15 protein-coding genes are annotated in these 14,779 nt (G+C 42.2%); 14 read left to right on the top strand and 1 reads right to left on the bottom strand.

From position 1 onward, the window contains the following. Positions 1-153: 153 nt before the first annotated feature. The 7 genes from AC4J95_RS03010 to AC4J95_RS02980 all read left to right on the top strand — a co-directional run bounded on the left by AC4J95_RS03010 (position 154) and on the right by AC4J95_RS02980 (position 8,028). Positions 154-1,878, top strand: coding sequence for a phospho-sugar mutase (locus AC4J95_RS03010; protein ID WP_494548551.1), 1,725 nt, complete (start codon positions 154-156; stop codon positions 1,876-1,878). Positions 1,879-1,896: 18 nt separating this feature from the next. After that, the gene (locus tag AC4J95_RS03005) at positions 1,897-2,184 is read left to right on the top strand and encodes an ArsR/SmtB family transcription factor (protein ID WP_316404278.1); all 288 of its coding nucleotides are present in this window, start codon (positions 1,897-1,899) and stop codon (positions 2,182-2,184) included. A 127-nt stretch (positions 2,185-2,311) separates the two neighbouring features. Continuing rightward, on the top strand, positions 2,312-3,601 hold the full coding sequence (locus AC4J95_RS03000; RefSeq protein ID WP_494548550.1) for a homoserine dehydrogenase: 1,290 nt from the start codon (positions 2,312-2,314) through the stop codon (positions 3,599-3,601). Positions 3,602-3,603: 2 nt separating this feature from the next. Then, the gene (thrC, locus tag AC4J95_RS02995) at positions 3,604-4,662 is read left to right on the top strand and encodes a threonine synthase (protein ID WP_438786558.1); all 1,059 of its coding nucleotides are present in this window, start codon (positions 3,604-3,606) and stop codon (positions 4,660-4,662) included. Further along, complete coding sequence (gene thrB / locus AC4J95_RS02990) at positions 4,659-5,522, top strand: homoserine kinase (protein WP_494548549.1); 864 nt, start codon at positions 4,659-4,661, stop codon at positions 5,520-5,522. The genes thrC and thrB overlap by 4 nt, the downstream gene beginning before the upstream one ends. Positions 5,523-5,823: 301 nt before the next feature. Beyond that, complete coding sequence (locus tag AC4J95_RS02985; protein WP_494548548.1) at positions 5,824-7,095, top strand: O-acetylhomoserine aminocarboxypropyltransferase/cysteine synthase family protein; 1,272 nt, start codon at positions 5,824-5,826, stop codon at positions 7,093-7,095. 3 nt (positions 7,096-7,098) lie between these two features. Then, the gene (locus AC4J95_RS02980; RefSeq protein ID WP_494548547.1) at positions 7,099-8,028 is read left to right on the top strand and encodes a homoserine O-succinyltransferase; all 930 of its coding nucleotides are present in this window, start codon (positions 7,099-7,101) and stop codon (positions 8,026-8,028) included. 2 nt (positions 8,029-8,030) lie between these two features. Here AC4J95_RS02980 and AC4J95_RS02975 read toward each other — a convergent pair whose 3' ends face one another. Next, the gene (locus AC4J95_RS02975) at positions 8,031-8,885 is read right to left on the bottom strand and encodes a pyruvate, water dikinase regulatory protein (protein WP_316404286.1); all 855 of its coding nucleotides are present in this window, start codon (positions 8,883-8,885) and stop codon (positions 8,031-8,033) included. A gap of 86 nt (positions 8,886-8,971) precedes the next feature. Between AC4J95_RS02975 and AC4J95_RS02970 the strand changes: the two genes are divergently transcribed. The 7 genes from AC4J95_RS02970 (at position 8,972) to AC4J95_RS02940 (ending at position 14,772) form a co-directional block, all read left to right on the top strand. Then, positions 8,972-9,409 carry a Fur family transcriptional regulator gene (locus tag AC4J95_RS02970; RefSeq protein WP_316404288.1) on the top strand — a complete coding sequence of 146 codons (438 nt, stop codon included), beginning with the start codon at positions 8,972-8,974 and terminating at the stop codon, positions 9,407-9,409. A 138-nt stretch (positions 9,410-9,547) separates the two neighbouring features. Then, positions 9,548-9,724: a 30S ribosomal protein S21 gene (gene rpsU, locus AC4J95_RS02965; RefSeq protein ID WP_002356740.1), complete on the top strand. Its 177-nt coding sequence runs from the start codon at positions 9,548-9,550 to the stop codon at positions 9,722-9,724. Between the two features lie 21 nt (positions 9,725-9,745). Then, complete coding sequence (locus AC4J95_RS02960; protein ID WP_316404364.1) at positions 9,746-10,192, top strand: GatB/YqeY domain-containing protein; 447 nt, start codon at positions 9,746-9,748, stop codon at positions 10,190-10,192. A 593-nt stretch (positions 10,193-10,785) separates the two neighbouring features. Continuing rightward, complete coding sequence (locus AC4J95_RS02955; protein ID WP_316404383.1) at positions 10,786-11,706, top strand: PhoH family protein; 921 nt, start codon at positions 10,786-10,788, stop codon at positions 11,704-11,706. A 15-nt stretch (positions 11,707-11,721) separates the two neighbouring features. After that, positions 11,722-13,926 carry an HD family phosphohydrolase gene (locus AC4J95_RS02950; RefSeq protein WP_494548546.1) on the top strand — a complete coding sequence of 735 codons (2,205 nt, stop codon included), beginning with the start codon at positions 11,722-11,724 and terminating at the stop codon, positions 13,924-13,926. After that, a complete protein-coding gene (gene ybeY / locus AC4J95_RS02945; protein WP_494548545.1) occupies positions 13,926-14,399 on the top strand; it encodes an rRNA maturation RNase YbeY in 474 nt (157 codons plus the stop codon). The genes AC4J95_RS02950 and ybeY overlap by 1 nt, the downstream gene beginning before the upstream one ends. Continuing rightward, positions 14,377-14,772 carry a diacylglycerol kinase family protein gene (locus tag AC4J95_RS02940; RefSeq protein ID WP_316404370.1) on the top strand — a complete coding sequence of 132 codons (396 nt, stop codon included), beginning with the start codon at positions 14,377-14,379 and terminating at the stop codon, positions 14,770-14,772. The genes ybeY and AC4J95_RS02940 overlap by 23 nt, the downstream gene beginning before the upstream one ends. Positions 14,773-14,779: the final 7 nt, after the last annotated feature.

Genomic DNA, 14,779 nt, shown 5'->3' with positions numbered 1-14,779 from the left:
TTGCCTTCTTTTTTTCTAGGTAAAATAGATTCACCTTCACAAAATGAGGTTAAATATTTTTTTCAAGCATGATAAAATACAAGTTTTCTTTGCTGAATATAACAGTAATGGTATACTTAAATGGTAAGAAAATTTTTGAAAGAGGTGTGTTTCATGTCTTGGGAACAAGTTTATGAACAATGGATTGATTCAGATAAATTAGATGAAAAAATGCGTAAAGAATTACAAGACTTAGGTAAAGATCCAGAGTTGAAAAAAGATGCGTTTTATAAACCACTAGAATTTGGAACTGCAGGTATGCGTGGTATCTTAGGTCCTGGTGTCAATCGGATGAACATTTTTACCATTCGTCAAGCAACTGAAGGTTTGGCTCGTTTCATGGATACGCAAGATCCTGAGACAAAACGTCGTGGAGTGGCGATTGCGTATGACTCACGCCATATGTCACCAGAATTTGCGATGGAAGCAGCGAAAACATTAGCAAAGCATGATATTCCATCCTACGTTTTCGAAAGCTTACGCCCAACGCCGGAATTATCTTTTGCCGTTCGTTTTGAAAATGCCTTCACAGGAATTATGATTACGGCGTCTCACAATCCAGCAGAATATAATGGCTACAAAGTGTACGGAGAAGATGGTGGGCAAATGCCACCAGAAGATGCGGATGCATTGACTAAATTCGTTCGTGATGTAGAAAATCCGTTAGAGGTTCCAGTGTTATCAGATGAAGAAGTTAAAAATAGCGCGTTAATCAATATCATAGGTGAAGAAGTTGATTCTGAATACTTGAAGGAAATCAAATCCGTAACGATCAACCAAGAATTAATCAACGAAATGGGTAAAGAACTGAAACTAGTTTATACGCCATTGCACGGAACAGGTAAAATGCTAGGCGAAAAAGCCTTGAAGCAAGCTGGCTTCGAAAAATTTATTTTAGTACCAGAACAAGCTGTTGCCGATCCAAACTTTTCAACAGTAAAATCACCAAATCCAGAAGAACACTCTGCTTTTGAATATGCAATCAAATTAGGTGAAGAAGAAGGGGCCGATCTGTTGATCGCAACTGATCCAGATGCCGATCGTCTTGGCGCGGCCGTTCGTTTGCCAGATGGACGTTACGAAGTATTGACTGGGAACCAAATCGGTGCCATCATGATTCGCTACATCTTAGAGGCTCACAAACAAGCAGGCACATTGCCAGCCAATGCAGTGGTACTGAAATCAATCGTATCGAGCGAATTAGCGACAACGATCGCCGATGCCTATAATGTGAAGATGGTCGATGTATTGACCGGCTTCAAATTCATCGCTGAAAAGATCCAGCAATATGAAGACGACAATTCGCAAACCTTCATGTTCGGCTTTGAAGAAAGCTATGGCTACTTGATTAAATCCTTTGTACGTGACAAAGATGCGATCCAAGCGTTAGTCTTGTTAGCAGAAGTTGCGGCTTACTACAAAAAACAAGGCAAGACTTTATATGATGGTTTGCAAGATATCTTCGAAGAGTACGGTTATTATGCTGAAAAAACCATTTCAGTGACCTTGAGCGGGGCTAAAGGAGCGGAACAAATCAAGACTATCATGGGCAATCTGCGTAAAGAAGCACCAAAGGCATTCGCTGATGTAGCGGTTAGTTTGACTGAAGACTTCAAAACATCGAAAGCGATCGATGCTGAAGGAAATGAAACAGCGATCGAAATGCCAGCTTCTGATGTCTTAAAATACACGTTAGCAGATGAAACATGGATTGCGGTTCGACCTTCCGGAACAGAACCGAAAATCAAATTCTACATCGGTGTAAAAGGTGATTCTCATGATGCCGCTGCAGAAAAAATCGCAACCTACGAAGAAGCAATCCGTAAAATTGCCGAATAGAGTAAATGAGGGCTATAAATGAAGGAACACGAAGAATTTCAAGCGGTCAGTCAATTTTTCAAGATTTTGAGTGATCCGACACGGTTAAAAATTTTAATGTTTCTAAAAGAAGGGGAGCGCAATGTTTCGTCGATCAGTGATACGCTGGCGATGGAGCAGTCGGCTGTTTCTCATCAATTAAAATTATTGCGTGACAACCGTTTGGTTAAAGCGCGTCGTGATGGGAAGGCAATGCTTTACAGTTTAGACGATCAGCATGTCTTAGATGTTTTAGAGCAAACCTTTCGCCACGTCACGCATCAATAAAAGTGGGCTTTTCCAAAATTTTTGGAAAAGCTCTTTTTTTTTACAGAAATTTTGTTATACTGATAGCTAACTATTAGAATACGATGAAATTAGTTTTAATATGAATGTAATTTAATGGAGGCGGAATATGGAAAAAGCAGTCAAGGTAGGTCTATTAGGTTTAGGTGTAGTCGGTACCGGTGTCCTGGAAATTTTGGCAGATCACAAAGATAAAATCGAAAAAAGTATTGGCGGCCCCTTGGTTGTGACGAAAGCCTTGATCCGGCCACAGGAAGATAAACAAGCAGTCGCAGAAAAGTATGGTCTGGAGTTAGTTACCGAGCTGGACGCGATTTTAAATGATCCGGAAATCTCTATTGTTGTAGAAGTAATGGGGCGGATCGAACCAGCGAAAACCTTCATCAAAGAAGCCTTGATGGCAGGCAAAAATGTTGTCACTGCGAATAAGGACCTGTTGGCTCAACATGGTACTGAATTGGTTAATCTAGCACGCGAGCAACAACGCAACTTGTATTATGAAGCGAGTGTTGCCGGTGGTATCCCGATCTTGCGGACGATCGCCAATAGTTTAGCGGCGGACGATATCACTGAAGTCCTAGGGATTGTCAATGGAACGACCAACTATATGTTGACTAAAATGGTCCAAGAACATCGGACTTATGATGAAACATTGAAGGAAGCACAAGAGCTAGGCTTTGCGGAAAGTGATCCGACCAATGATGTGGACGGGATCGATGCCGCATACAAGATGGTCATCTTGAGTAAATTTGCTTTTGGGATGTCTATCACGATGGACCAAGTCAAGATCAAAGGAATTCGCGGATTGGCTGCGGAAGATGTGACGATCGCTGATCAACTAGGCTATACAGTGAAGCTGATCGGTTCAACAATCAAAAAAGACGACACGATCTCTGTTGAAGTTGGACCAGTCTTAGTACCTTCTGAGCATCCCCTTGCTTCGATCCATAATGAAATGAACGCTGTTTTTGTTAAGAGCTCAGGGATTGGTGAATCAATGTATTATGGTCCTGGAGCTGGCGCACGTCCAACAGCGACCAGTATCGTGGCGGATCTAATGACGATTGTTAACAAGATGAAGAAAAATACTGTTGGTCATCGTTTTACTGGGTATACGCAACCGACAAAAATCACTTCGCCGGATGAAAACATCAGCAAATACTTCTTATCACTAGAAATGCCGGATGAACCTGGTCAATTCTTAAAATTAGCTGAGATAATGACTGAAACGCAAGTGGGATTTGAACAGGTCGTCCAAGAAAAAGGCGATGGTGAAAGTGCCAGAGTCGTGCTGATCACGCATGAAACGAGCGAAACGAAAATCATGCAGATCCAAGAGAAAATCAAGGAAAAAACGAGTTATCAACTATTGTCATTGATGAAAGTTATGGGGGAATAAACATGTACGAAGGTCTATTAAAGCAATATAAAGAGTATTTACCAATCACTGATAAGACACCACAAATCGCATTGGCTGAAGGAAACACACCATTGATTCCTTTGAAGAATTTATCAAAAGAATTGGGCATTACACTTTATGGAAAATATGAAGGCTTGAATCCAACTGGTTCATTTAAGGACCGCGGGATGGTAATGGCTGTCGCAAAAGCTGTAGAAGACGGCGCAAAGGCGATTATTTGTGCATCGACTGGAAATACAAGTGCCGCTGCTGCTGCTTATGCAACACGCGCAGGTATTAAGGCTTATGTTGTAATTCCTGATGGAAAGATTGCGATGGGCAAGTTGGCGCAAGCGATTGCTTATGGTGCGGACATCATTTCAATCCCAGGTAACTTCGATGAAGCATTGAAAGCGGTTCGTGATATTGCAGAGACTGAAGCAGTTGCATTAGTGAACTCAGTCAATCCTTATCGTTTAGAAGGGCAAAAAACAGCAGCTTTTGAAATCTGTGAACAACTAGAAAAAGCGCCAGATGTATTGGCGATTCCTGTTGGTAATGCTGGCAATATCTCGGCCTACTGGAAGGGCTTCAAAGAATGGCATGAGAAAAAAGGAACGGAATTACCGCGGATGCACGGCTTCGAAGCGGAAGGTGCGGCAGCGATTGTTCAAGGAAAAGTAATTGAGCAACCAGAAACTGTAGCAACAGCTATTCGAATCGGTAACCCAGCAAGCTGGAAATTAGCGGAAGCAGCACGTGATGAATCTAACGGCTATATCGATTCCGTGACAGATGAAGAAATTTTGAACGCCTATCGCAAAGTCGCTTCTCAAGAAGGAGTCTTTGTGGAGCCTGGTTCGGCTGCTTCTTTAGCCGGCGTGATTCAGCATGTGAAGAATGGGCGGATCAAACCAGGAGAAACAGTTGTCACTGTCTTTACCGGTAACGGCTTGAAGGATCCTGATACAGCAATCAACGAAACAGATATTAAAATCAATAAGATGAGTGATTTGGAGGATATGCGCCGACACTTACGTGAAGGAGTGGCTTCCCTATGAAAATTCGCGTCCCAGCAACCAGCGCCAACCTAGGCCCCGGCTTTGATTCGTGTGGGATCGCGTTGTCTCAGTATTTGACGATTGATATCGGTCCGGAAACCAAGAAATGGCAGATCAAGCATCAATTGGGCAGTGATATTCCGTCAGATGAAAAGAATCTATTGATTCAAACAGCGCTAGATTTGGCTCCTAACTTGACGCCACACCAGCTGACGATGACATCAGACATCCCGATTGCTCGCGGGTTGGGAAGTAGTTCTTCCGTCATCGTAGCAGGGATCGAATTAGCCAATCGGTTAGGCAGCTTAGGAATGACGCCTCAGCAAAAAGTAGATTATGCAACCAAGATTGAAGGACATCCTGATAATGTGGCTCCAGCGATTTGCGGAGATTTTGTCGTGGCAAGCTACAATAACAATGAAGTGAACTTCGTGAAGCATATGTTTCCTGATTGTGACGTGATTGCCTTTATTCCGAATCATGAGCTGCTGACATCAGAAAGCCGTGCTGTTTTACCGAAAGAACTGTCTTATCGCGATGCAGTGACGGCCAGTTCGATTGGCAATGTGATGATCGCAGCTGTTTTAAATGGCAACTTACCATTAGCAGGCAAAATGATGGAAAAAGATATCTTGCATGAGAGTCATCGTCAGCATCTTGTTCCCCACCTGAAAAAGATTCGTGAATTTTGCAGGGCTTATGGCGGCTATGGCAGCTTTTTAAGTGGGGCTGGACCGACCGTCTTAGTGTTGAGCCCACCTGAAAATACAGAAAAATTAGTCACAGCCATGAGAGCATATGATCATGAAGCATTGATTGATGTGCTTTCTGTTGAAAAAGAAGGCGTGCAAATATTTTAATTGCGTTGAAGAGAAGAGTACAACTGATCGGACTTGACAGAGAGCTTCGGTAATTGAGAAGAAGCAGCAGCGATTCGTTGGAAGATGGCCTTGGAGCAATTGTCCTTACGACACGGGAATGCCCGTTACAGCAGTTCGCAGCAATGCGACAAAAGTTCAGTCTTGTAAGAGGCTGTTAAACTAAGGTGGTACCACGGCACTCCCGTCCTTTCAGATATGAAAAGACAGGAGTGTCCTTTTTTTATCATACTGAGACAATAGACTATTTACCATATTGAAAAAAATATTAGGAGGAACGATCATGGAATTTGAAACAAAATGTTTACATGCAGGTTATGAACCGGAAAACGGAGGTCCACGGGTATTGCCGATTGTCCAAAGTACGACTTATGCCTATGACTCTACTGATGAGATCGGAAAGCTTTTTGACTTGGAGGCGGCAGGTTACTTTTATACACGGCTAGCGAATCCAACGACAGGTGCGGTGGAAGAGAAGATCGCTGCACTTGAAGGCGGTGTGGGAGCCTTATGTACCTCATCAGGTCAGGCAGCGACTTTCTACGCGGTATTGAACATCCTGGAGGCAGGCGATCATTTGATTTCTTCCAGCTATATTTATGGCGGAACCTACAATTTGTTTGCGCATACTCTGAGAAAAATGGGTATTGAAGTAACCTTTGTCGATCAAGATGCATCAAAAGAGGAATTGTTGAAAGCGGCGAAACCAAATACGAAAGCGATTTTTGGGGAAACGATCGCTAATCCAGCAGTGAAGGTCTTAGACCAAGAAAAATTTGCCGCAGTAGCAAAAGAATTGGATATTCCATTTCTAATTGATAATACCTTTGCGACGCCATATTTCTGTCGCCCATTCGAATTTGGCGCCGACATCGTTATTCATAGTACGACGAAGTATCTGGATGGACATGCAGTGCAAACAGGTGGCGTCATCGTTGATGGAGGAAGCTTTAATTGGAATAATGGAAAATTCCCACAGCTTTCGGAGCCTGATGAAACCTACCACGGCATTGTTTATACTGAAAAATTTGGACAGGCTGCTTATATTACCAAGGCACGAGTCCAGTTGATGCGTGATCTAGGTGCGACGCCTTCACCGCAAAACTCATTTCTGCTTAATCTCGGTATGGAGACATTGCCCGTTCGGATGGATCGTCATTATGAGAATGCAATGACAGTGGCCAAATACCTAAGTGAACAAAAAGCGATCGCAAAAGTTAATTATCCTGGTTTGGAAAGTAATGCCGATTACGCTTTGGCGCAAAAATATGTACCTAATGGCTTGTGCGGCGTTATTTCAGTCGAATTTGCAGAGGGTAAGGAAGTGGCTGCAAAATGGTTGGATGCACTAGAACTAGTTTCACTGGAAGTCCACGTAGCGGATATTCGTACCTGTGCGTTGCACCCGGCAACTTCGACACACCGTCAATTGACTGATGAAGAACTGCGTCAGGCGGGAATCTCACCTGGTCTGGTCCGCATATCCTGCGGGATCGAAAACGTGAAGGACATTCTTGCTGACCTGCAACAGGCCTTTGACAAATTGGAGGGATAACTCATGCCGATTCGTTTAGAGCCTGATTTTCCAGCGAAGTCAGTTTTGGAATCAGAGGATATTTTCGCCATCGATAACTCGAGAGCGGAGCATCAAGACATTCGTCCACTGAAGCTGTTGATTTTAAATTTGATGCCGAATAAAATCGACACAGAGATTCATCTGCTGCGTCTGATCAGCCAAAGCCCGTTGCAGATTGATGTTGATTTTTTGAAAGTAGCTAGCCACGAACATAAGCACACGAGCAAGAATCATTTGGATAAGTTCTATTTAGAATTCTCTCAGGTGAAGGAAACCTGTTATGACGGATTGATCATTACTGGTGCACCTGTGGAGCAAATGGCGTTCGAGGAAGTGGATTACTGGCCTGAACTAGTTGAGATTATGGAGTGGAGCCAATCATCAGTAACCTCAGTCGTGCATATCTGCTGGGGCGCGCAAGCTGGACTCTATTATCATTTTGGCGTGGATAAGGTTCCATTCAAGGAAAAATTATTTGGAATCTACAAGCAGGATATCGAACATCACTTCCGTTTGTTCAGAGGTTTTGATGACCGCTTTTGGATGCCACAGTCACGTTATACCGGCATCAATGAAGAACAGGTACGTGAGGCGAAAATCAAAGTGATCGCGAAGGATGAGGCAGAGCGTTCCGCTATTTTGATTTCAGAAGATGAGCACGATGTCTTTTTGATGGGGCATTTTGAATATGCGACCGATACCTTGGAAAAGGAATATCTGCGTGATCATGAGAGAGGATTGGACACGGCGAAGCCTGCAAATTATTACGAGGATGGTAAGATCTTTAATTATTGGCGAGCGCAGGCTCATCTGTTTTATCACAACTGGTTGAATGACGTATATCAAATAACACCCTATCGCTTAGAAAGAATAAGGGAATTGCAAAAAGAAAGAAAGCTGAGATCGATTTGATCTCAGCTTTCTTCTTCCATAAAGTAATAGCTATGGTCTTCTAAATCCAAGGCACTCATGATCATTGCCGCAGTTTCTTCAATCGAAAGTGTTGCGACATTAATGATCTCACAGCCCAACTTTTGATACAGGTCATTGGCAAATTTCAGCTCTGCTTGGATCTTTTCGCGATCGGAATAAGCAGTTTCAGGATTCAATCCATATGCCCGCATCCGCTCTTTTCGGATACCGATCAATACTTCCGGATCATTGGTCAATCCGACGATTTTTTTCGGGTCGATCTCAAACAGCTGTTTAGGAATATGTGCTTGCGGGATCAATGGCAAGTTCGCAACCTTCAAATTTTTGTTTGCTAAGTATAGGCTAAGCGGCGTTTTTGAGGTTCTTGAAACCCCAAGCAGTACTACGTCAGCCTCAAGGAAACCACGTGGATCTTTTCCATCATCATACTTAACCGCAAATTCCATGGCTTTGATTCGTTTGAAATAATTTTCATTTAAGTGGTGTAATGCCCCACGCTCTCCAGTTGGCTCCATGTGGGCGCGTTGTCCGATTTCACTAACGACCGGATTCAACAAGTCCATCGTGAAAAGGTCCTCATTTTCACAAAACTCTTTTGCAATTTTCGATAATTTTGGATCAATCAATGTATAGATGATCATGCCATTTTCGGCTTTGGCGTCGTTTAAGGCTTTCATCAATAATTCTTCCGTGTGCACGAAGGTACGGCGGAAGAGACAGAATTCTACAGTAGGATACTGCGCCATCGAGGCTTGTGCCAGCTTAGAAGCAGTTTCTCCAGCAGAATCGGAGATGATGAAAATAGTGACTAACTCGTTTTGTTTTTCGCTATCCATAAAGAAAATCTCCCTTGCAATCAGTAATAATTTATTATACCATACTGTTTATTCGGAATCATTACACTTTGAAACGAGGAAATAACATGACTCAGACGACTTTATTAGAAAAGGCCTTGGCAAAGGTAAAAGAAAATGGCTTTAAGTATACGAAAAAACGTGAGACTTTATTAGACTATTTGATCAAATCCAATCGATATGTTTCAGCACGCGAAGTTTATGATCACTTGAATAATCAATTTCCCGGGCTGAGCTATGACACCGTATATCGCAATCTTAGAGAGTTTTGTGAAATCGGTCTGATCGAAGACACCGAATTACAGGGAGAGATGAAATTCCGCTTTAGCTGTAGCGAAAATTTCGAGCATCACCATCACTTTATCTGCACGGTTTGTGGCACGACAAAGGAGATCCATATGTGTCCGATGAACTTTTTTAAAGAACAACTAGATGGCTGTGAAATCGAAGGACACCGCTTTGAATTGTACGGGCGATGTGAAAAATGTCAAAAAGTTAATGGATAAATTAAGAATTAAAATTCTTCAGTACCTTGACTCAAAATAGCCCATTAGATATAATGACTTATGGACGGTCTTGTTTATTGAAAGCACATTTCAATAACAAAAACGGTTACATTTCAAGCCCGGAGGGAGGGAATTTACATGTCAAAAACAGTGGTTCGTAAAAATGAATCTCTTGACGATGCTCTTCGTCGCTTCAAACGTTCCGTTTCAAAAGCAGGGACTCTGCAAGAATCTCGCAAACGTGAATTTTATGAAAAACCAAGCGTGAAACGTAAGAAAAAATCAGAAGCAGCTAGAAAACGTAAGAAATTCTAGTCTGTGAACGGAGTGATTCTATTGTCACTACTTACTACCTTGAATGAAGACATGAAGCAAGCGATGCGAGCAAAAGATAAAGAGACTTTGCAAGTGATCCGGATGCTTAAAGCTTCGATTCAAAATGAGCAGATCAAAAAAGGTCAGGACTTGAATGACGAAGAAGAATTGACTGTCTTATCTCGCGAGATGAAACAGCGACGCGATTCTCTAACTGAGTTTGAAAAAGCTGATCGCACCGATTTGGCTGATAAGGTCAAAAAGGAAATCGTAATTGTTGAAAAATACTTGCCGGCTCAGCTTTCCGAAGATGAGATCCGCGCGATCGTTACAGATGCAATTGCAACAACAGGAGCGACTTCACCAAAAGAATTTGGTAAAGTGATGGGGGCAGTGATGCCGAAAGTCAAAGGCAAAGCCGATGGCAATCAAGTCAACGCAATCGTCAAGGAGCTTCTGAACAAATAAGCAATATTGAAGGCCGAGAGAAATTTCTCTCGGCTTTTTTTGTGAGTTATGCTTTTTGCAGTTTGTCGAGTTTGGGCTTTTGTTACCAGCTTTTACAATATAAATGGACAAGCAGTTTAGCAGAATCGTATGCGTACGAAAATAGAATCATTTTTCCCGCCCTTGGAAAAATGAATTCATTTAAAATGAGCTAGCTGCCATCAAGGTTCAACAGCTCACAGAACTCGAGTCACTGGATTTAGTCGTAGTATGCAAGTCGAGTTTAAAACTCATAACCCAATAAAAAAGCTTTCGTCAAAGCAAAATAAACTTATGTCATTAAATGTTTCAAATTTTGTATTATTGAACTATCTCTGCCGTTGCTGCGGGGGAATTACATAGTTGTTAAGCTTATTCAAATATAAAAGTAGTAATTTATTTTTGATTTGTTCATCGGGTTCTTTTGTGCTTTTTAGCGAAAGTTTAGACAATTTTTCTTTTATTTAGAGTGTGGTATTATAAGAAGGAATGATTTATGAAGGGATGAGCGCTTGTTGAATAGCAACGATTTTGAGTCGTTAGAAATAAAGCTTGATGGCAAAGATGACATCAGTATGCTTTTAGGTACCCATGATAAACACGTAAAATTTTTAGAAGAAAATACAGAGACAACGATCAACACTCGCGGTGAAATGATTCAGATCATTGGACCGAAGGAAGAGGCGAAATTAGTAGGGGACATTATTCGTACGTTACAGATTTTGATTGATCGTGGGATCAAGGTAGCTACACCAGATGTCATGACGGCATTACGTTTAGGTCGTGAGAATCACCTTGACGAGTTCGTTATGATGTATGAAGAAGAATTGCTGAAAGACCGTAATGGCAAGCCGATTCGTCCAAAAAACATCGGACAAAGCCGCTACATCGCAGCGATTCGCAAGTCTGACGTAGTTTTTGGCGTTGGACCAGCCGGAACGGGTAAAACGTATTTAGCAATCGTTATGGCAATCGCCGCGTTGAAAAAGGGTGAGGTTCAACGGATTATTTTGACGCGCCCAGCGGTAGAAGCTGGTGAAAGCTTAGGGTTCTTACCGGGGGATTTGAAGGAGAAGGTTGATCCTTATTTGCGTCCGATGTATGATGCTTTGCACCAAATTTTCGGTGTAGAACACACGAATCGCTTATTAGAGCGTGGAGTGATCGAGATTGCTCCGTTAGCTTACATGCGTGGACGTACACTTGATGATGCTTTTGTCATTTTAGACGAGGCGCAGAATACGACGATTTCGCAAATGAAGATGTTTTTGACGCGTCTTGGGTTTAATTCTAAGATGATCGTCAATGGGGATACTTCTCAGGTGGATCTGCCGCGAGGACAAGTTAGCGGCCTGATTCATGCGGAGAGAACGTTAAAGGGAATTAAAAAAATTCGTTTTGTAAACTTTGAGGCAGGAGATGTTGTTCGACATCCTGTCGTTGCAGAGATTATCGAAGCTTATGAACATGAGAACCTACGACATCAAGAAAAGTAGTCAGGAGGGAATTGGATGTTAAATCGACCCATCAATAACTTGCTGAAAAAGTTAGGTTCAAAATTAATACCGATTATTATAGGCTCGTTTACCGTTGTTTTAGTTTTGACGATGCTGACTAGTGTGATCCAAAAAAGTGTGGATTACAAAGAAGGTCAGGTTGCCACAGAGAGTATCCGTGCCAATAAAACAATCGAAAATAAAGCTGAAACAACACAAAAGCGTCAGCTTGCTGCGGAAGCCGTTACGCCAGAATATACCTATCAGGCGGATTTGGCTCAAACTCAGCATGATCGTGTCAGTCAATTAATTCAATTGATTAAAACAGCCAATAGCGATCTAGATAAAAGCTATCAAACCAAAGTATCGCAGGCTAAAGATGGTGAAAAGGTTCCTCAGCCAACTGTCGATGAACGCATAGCGGCTGTCAAAAAGAACTTTGAGGGGTTAGACCCAGATACAGTGACCTTTTATCAACAATTGCCTGAAGAGTTTTATGAAGCAGTCGTACAGCTGAGCTCGTCTGATTTGACGAAGGTTGGAACAGAAACACTGAAACTGCTGGATGAACAAATGGCGAAACGAATCCGTCAAAGTGATCTGGCTGAGTATAAGCAACAAGCCATTGATAAGATTCAAGGCTTGGGCTTATCAGATGAGGCCAATCAAGCTATTCGATATTTGCTAGAAGAGGGAGTCGTGATTAATGATTCCTTAAATCAGAAGCGAACGGATGAACTAAAAGAGCAAGCCAGTGATTCTGTTCAGCCAGTGATGATCTATCAAGGTGAAGTCATTGTTCGTGAAGGAAGTCAAATTGATGCCAACGCGATTAATAAATTGAAACTATTGGGCTTGACCAGTTCAAGCACGTCTGTTTTCCCATTAATTGCCATGGTTTTGGCAACCATTCTACAAGGGGTGCTGTTATGGTTCTATAGTCGGCAATTTGAAGTGGAATTTCAACGTGTACGCTTTATTTTGTTCTATAGCGCAACGATGACCATCGGTATCTTTATTATGAAGATACTGCAGGCCTTCCAAGGCAGCAACTCCAATAGCTTGGCGTTGTTCTTCCCAGCAGCCTTTATGCCATTGATCCTGACAGTCTTTGTCAATCGTCGTGCAGGAGCGATGTCGGCTGTATTCCAAACAGTATTTGCGTTGTTTATTTATTACAATGCCATCGGAACGAATATGCTGCCAGTCATTTTGATGACGTATCTATTCTCTGGTACGTTAGCGGTTATGGTAAAGCAAAGACGATTATCCGATCAAGTAAAGCAAGCGATGCTTTGGGTCGTTGCCTTTCCGATCGCTTGGTCAATCATTTTAAGTATCTATCAAGGAATGTCCTTTTCTGATTCGCAGACATGGACGTTATTGCTAGCTGCTTTTGCTGCCAGTATTCTGTCCTTTATTATGGGGATGGGGCTTCAGCCGTACATTGAAATTTTGGTGACAGATAGTGGTGTGATCACCTTGAATGAGTTGAGTAATCCAAACCATCCATTGCTGAAGCAATTGTTAGAGGAAGCACCAGGAACCTATCATCATTCGATGATGGTGGCAAACTTGAGTGCCAATGCAGTGGCTGAGATCGGTGGTCGTTCACTTTTGACACGAGTTGCTTGCTATTATCATGATATCGGTAAGATCCGTCATGCAAATTTCTTTGTTGAAAATCTGCCGACTGGTGCTGAAAATCCTCATAATTTCCTATTGCCGGAGGATAGTAAGCAGATCATCTTCGGTCACGTGATTGAAGGGGCGAAAATTTTAAAAGAATACAAGATGCCTCAAATGGTGATCGATATTTGTTATCAGCATCATGGCACGACTTTGATGAAATTCTTTTATATCAAAGCAAAAGAACGAAATCCGGAAACGACGGAAGCCGATTTTCGTTATCCGGGTCCAAAACCGCAAACACGTGAAGCTGGGGTCGTGAATATCGCAGACAGTTGTGAGGCAGCGGTGCGGGCGATGGATCATCCATCAATCGATAAAATTACAGAGTTTGTTCATAATCTGATTGAAGAACGGATCAATGATGGTCAACTCGATGATTCTGGTTTGACATTAAAGGAAATACGCATTGTTGAAAAATCCTTGATCAGTGGATTAGGCTCGACTTTCCATACAAGGATCAAGTATCCGAAAATGCAATCAGAGGCTGAGAAAATGAAAGAAGAGCAAGAGAAAAAAGGGGCAGAGTAATGGATATTACTTTTATTGACGAAACAGAGCAAGTCTCTGATGAAAAAATTCAAGAAATTGATGGTGTACTACAATTTGCGGCTGACTACTTAGAGCTGCCGAAGGATACAGAAATGTCCGTTACTTTCATGGATAATGCCGCAATCCAAGTTATCAATCGTGATTATCGCGGCAAGGATGCACCGACTGACGTGATCAGCTTTGCACTGGAAGAAGAAGGTGAAGACGAAGTTCCGATCATCATGGATGAAGAAGATCCGATGCCGCGGAACTTAGGCGATATCATGATCTCTACAGAACGGGCCGCTGAACAAGCAGAGGAATATGGGCATAGTTTTGATCGTGAATTAGGTTTTTTAGCCGTACATGGTTTTTTACATATCAATGGGTACGACCATATGACACCTGAGGATGAAAAAGAGATGTTTGGTCTACAGAAAGAGATATTAGATGCCTATGGACTCAAAAGATAAGACAGAAAAGAATAAACATTTTGTCACTTCCTTAGAATTCGCGATTCAAGGAATCAAGACGGTTTTTGAAGAAGAGCGTAATATGCGTGCCCATGTAGCTTTTGGATTGATGGCTATTCTTGTCGCGTTTTTGCTAGGTGTTTCTGTGGTGGAATGGCTATGGATTTTTCTAGCGGTTTTTCTTGTCTGGATCGTGGAGATCATCAACACGGTATTCGAAAATGTCGTGGATATGGTGACGGATTGCCATTTCCATCCAATCGGAAAAAAAATCAAGGATATGGCAGCCGGTGCGGTCTTAGTGACTTCAGTGTTTGCGATAATCGTTGGAGTGATTATCTTTTTACCAAAAATTATTGAGCTTTTTCTTTAGTTATCAG

Source organism: Enterococcus sp. GPZ-007, from assembly GCF_059374735.1.
Note: the sequence above shows the minus strand (reverse complement) of the source record. Positions and strands in the feature narration are given on the sequence as shown.

Coding starts and splice junctions, on each gene's coding strand:
- AC4J95_RS02970 (WP_316404288.1), top strand. CDS start 8,972: ATGACTCAGACGACTTTATTAGAAAAGGCCTTGGCAAAGGTAAAAGAA.
- AC4J95_RS02975 (WP_316404286.1), bottom strand. CDS start 8,885: ATGGATAGCGAAAAACAAAACGAGTTAGTCACTATTTTCATCATCTCC.
- AC4J95_RS03005 (WP_316404278.1), top strand. CDS start 1,897: ATGAAGGAACACGAAGAATTTCAAGCGGTCAGTCAATTTTTCAAGATT.
- thrB (WP_494548549.1), top strand. CDS start 4,659: ATGAAAATTCGCGTCCCAGCAACCAGCGCCAACCTAGGCCCCGGCTTT.
- AC4J95_RS02955 (WP_316404383.1), top strand. CDS start 10,786: ATGCTTTTAGGTACCCATGATAAACACGTAAAATTTTTAGAAGAAAAT.
- AC4J95_RS02980 (WP_494548547.1), top strand. CDS start 7,099: ATGCCGATTCGTTTAGAGCCTGATTTTCCAGCGAAGTCAGTTTTGGAA.
- AC4J95_RS03000 (WP_494548550.1), top strand. CDS start 2,312: ATGGAAAAAGCAGTCAAGGTAGGTCTATTAGGTTTAGGTGTAGTCGGT.
- AC4J95_RS03010 (WP_494548551.1), top strand. CDS start 154: ATGTCTTGGGAACAAGTTTATGAACAATGGATTGATTCAGATAAATTA.
- AC4J95_RS02985 (WP_494548548.1), top strand. CDS start 5,824: ATGGAATTTGAAACAAAATGTTTACATGCAGGTTATGAACCGGAAAAC.
- ybeY (WP_494548545.1), top strand. CDS start 13,926: ATGGATATTACTTTTATTGACGAAACAGAGCAAGTCTCTGATGAAAAA.
- AC4J95_RS02950 (WP_494548546.1), top strand. CDS start 11,722: ATGTTAAATCGACCCATCAATAACTTGCTGAAAAAGTTAGGTTCAAAA.
- thrC (WP_438786558.1), top strand. CDS start 3,604: ATGTACGAAGGTCTATTAAAGCAATATAAAGAGTATTTACCAATCACT.
- AC4J95_RS02940 (WP_316404370.1), top strand. CDS start 14,377: ATGCCTATGGACTCAAAAGATAAGACAGAAAAGAATAAACATTTTGTC.
- rpsU (WP_002356740.1), top strand. CDS start 9,548: ATGTCAAAAACAGTGGTTCGTAAAAATGAATCTCTTGACGATGCTCTT.